General features: G+C 58.5%; 3 protein-coding genes. All 3 read right to left on the bottom strand.

Annotated elements, in window-relative coordinates; translation table 11 throughout:
- Positions 1-413: 413 nt before the first annotated feature.
- On the bottom strand, positions 414-566 hold the full coding sequence (locus tag G3446_RS26185; RefSeq protein ID WP_164456597.1) for a hypothetical protein: 153 nt from the start codon (positions 564-566) through the stop codon (positions 414-416).
- A 463-nt stretch (positions 567-1,029) separates the two neighbouring features.
- Entirely contained in the window at positions 1,030-1,461 is a 432-nt protein-coding gene (locus G3446_RS26180) for a tetratricopeptide repeat protein (protein WP_164456596.1), read from the bottom strand.
- Positions 1,462-1,527: 66 nt separating this feature from the next.
- A partial coding sequence (locus G3446_RS26175) for an RHS repeat domain-containing protein (protein ID WP_280818897.1) occupies positions 1,528-2,867 on the bottom strand: 1,340 nt, incomplete at its 5' end.

Here is a 2,867-nt window from a genome sequence, read left to right as displayed (position 1 = left end):
TCTTTACATTTCCACGACTTAGAATGCATGCGCCACAGTCAGAAGTCAAAGCCGGACCACTCCCCACAAGGCACTCACGTCCTTGTAGCGCGTCCTTGTGTCAGGTCTTGCGTTTTGCCTGTTCTGTACCTCGTAGCGAATCGGCCGATGCGGAAGGCCGAAGTGCTCGCGAATCGTCTTCAACCTGAAGTTTCGCCGTTTCCCTCATGCCACGAGCCGCATCACCTCTGAGATGAAGGATTTTCGCTGGGCTTTGCCGGATTTGGGGCAATCAGGTCTTCAACGTGTAGCCGCCGCAGGCGCAGGGCCGCGCGGGGGCCGTGGGGGACGGGTCTTGCCTTGCGCCCTGGACGAACTCGCAAGCGAACCCTATTGGTCACAGCCTGAAAAAGCAAAAGACAAGACCTGACACCTCACAGTCGCTGGATCAGTTGCCCGTCCCGGGTCTTGCCAATGCGCCGATCCTGGCCGTCGATGACATAGCCGATGGCGCCGCTCGGGCGCGGGCGGGCCGGGGCGTCGTATTGGAGCAGGCGGTCCTGCTCGTCGTAGCTGCCGTTGGCCACGCCGTCGACGCCGATGCGGTTGCCGTTGGCGTCGTAGTCCCAGGAGCCCGTCAGGACGCCGTTCTCGCGGACGGCAGTCAGGCGTCCAAAGCAGTGTCAGGTCTTGCGTTTTGCCTGTTCTGTACCTCGTAGCGAATCGGCCGATGCGGAAGGCCGAAGTACTCGCGAATCGTCTTCAACGTGTAGCCGCCGCAGGCGCAGGCGCAGGGCCGCGCGGGGCCGTGGGGGACGGGTCTTGCCTTGCGCCCTGGACGAACTCGCAAGCGAACCCTATTGGTCACAGCCTAAAAAAGCAAAAGACAAGACCTGACACCTGCGCGGTGTGGTGCGCGCGAGCGGGTCGCTGACGCTGAGTTCTCCCCGCCATTGAGTAAACTGTCACCGGAATTCCAATTCCCGCGTCCCCGCAGGTCGGGCAAAGGCAAAAGGCAAGACCTGACACCGTCCTTGTTGTCCTGCATTGCTACCTTAGACTTAGTAGCTTTCTTGCTTTTCTCATGTTTTTTCTCGCCAAGGTGAACTCACTTGCGCCTGGAGGTATTGAGCGATAAAGATCAATAGCGACCTTGTATTCTCTAAGATCAAATAAACAATTAGCGTAATTATATGTTATCGATGGATTCAAAGGCTCTATTTCCAACGCCTTTCCGAACCATTTCGCCGCCTTTTTTGGCTGCGACAACTCTGAATAGCTATTCCCTAAGCCCCACATCGCATGCACGTCGTTTGGCTCTTCGGAAAGCGCTTTCCTGAAAGAATGAACCGCACAATCAAAATCTCGCAATTTGTAGCATATATCCCCCAAGACATACCATGCATGATTCAAGTCACCACTATAACAATCCGCAATACAACCTGTCTTGTGATTTAGCAACAGCTTCTTGGCTTCCTTCAATAAGCCGCACCCAACTAATTCGTATATGCCTGAGAAGTCGGCTTCGCCAGGGTTTATCATATTTAATCAGCAGCTCGGAGGCAGATCTAACGGATAATAAGGATTACATAGAGATGGATCCAAAAGGCAGGGATCTATAATCAAGGGCATTGGAAAAATTCTACCGCGAGGCTTAAATCCACCTTTGGGGCGGCGGCTGTGCTCTTCTCCTTCTGGGTGCCCAATATTGCGTTCCCGATCAACACTTGGCCTTCTATGCTCTGGTGGAGTGCGTTTATTAGGGTTTTTCGGGCGTTCTTTGTTCCCACCTTTTCTTGCTTTGCCTTCTGGGTCATACCAATTCAGCGGATCTTGAATTACATACCCGTACAAATTGGAGTCATCCCCCTCAAACCCAATCGGATCCTTCCCCATCCACCGCCCCGTATAGGGATCATAATCCCTGACCCCAAAGCGCACGAGCCCAGTCGCCGAATCATAGAGCCCACCCGCAAACCCAAACGGCTGAAACCCCAGGTTGGTATCCCGCGTGACCACACCCCAGGCATCGTAGTCCATCCGCTGAGCGACGACCCCGGTCTCGACGGCGACGACCAGCCGTGGGCTGCCGAGGTGGTCGGAGAGGATCCGGTAGGTGGTCTCCGCCTGCGTCTCGGGATCGATCTGGATCAGGTAGGCCGGGACGTTGGCCTTGTCGCCATAGACGAAGACCGCGACGAGGTTGCCCTCGCCATCCAGCTCGGCGATGGGGTTGAGCTGGTCTTTGTAGAGGAACCCCTGGATCAGCTCACCGTCGCGGGTCTTTCCGATGCGCCGGTCCTGGCCGTCGATGACGTAGCCGATCGCCCCGCTCGGGCGCGGGCGGGCCGGGGCGTCGTATTGGAGCAGGCGGTCCTGCTCATCGTAGGTGCCGTTGGCCGTGCCGTCGACGCCGATGCGGTTGCCGTTGGCGTCGTAGTCCCAGCTGCCGGTGACGGCGCCGTTCTCGCGGACGGCGGTCAACCGCCCGGCGGCATCGTAGTCGTAGGCGTAGACGCTGGTCTGGCCCTGCAGGGTCTCGGTCTTGGTGCGGATGCGCCCGAGGCGGTCGCGGGTATAGGTGACGCCGTAGAGGGTGCTGCCATCCTGCTGGGCGCCGAAGCCTTCGAGCTCGCCAAAGGCGTTGTAGTCCTGGCTGGTGGTGAGGCCGCCGAGCGTGGCGCCGGTGAGCAGGCCGTTGCCGGCATGACGCGCGAGGATCAGCGCACCGGCCTGAGTGAGCAGCCCGTCGCCGTCGTAGGCGTACGAAATGCTGTGGCTGTCGTTGATGATATGAGCGGCGATGGCGAAGTCGCTGTTCCAGTCGGTCTCGACGCGGCCATTGAGGGTCCCGGACCACTGGGTGTCGATGGTGAGCGCGCCGTCAT

The organism is Thiorhodococcus minor (assembly GCF_010820565.1).
GTDB lineage: Bacteria > Pseudomonadota > Gammaproteobacteria > Chromatiales > Chromatiaceae > Thiorhodococcus > Thiorhodococcus minor.
The sequence above is the reverse complement of the archived record's forward strand: the minus strand, read 5'-3'. Positions and strand labels throughout refer to the sequence as shown.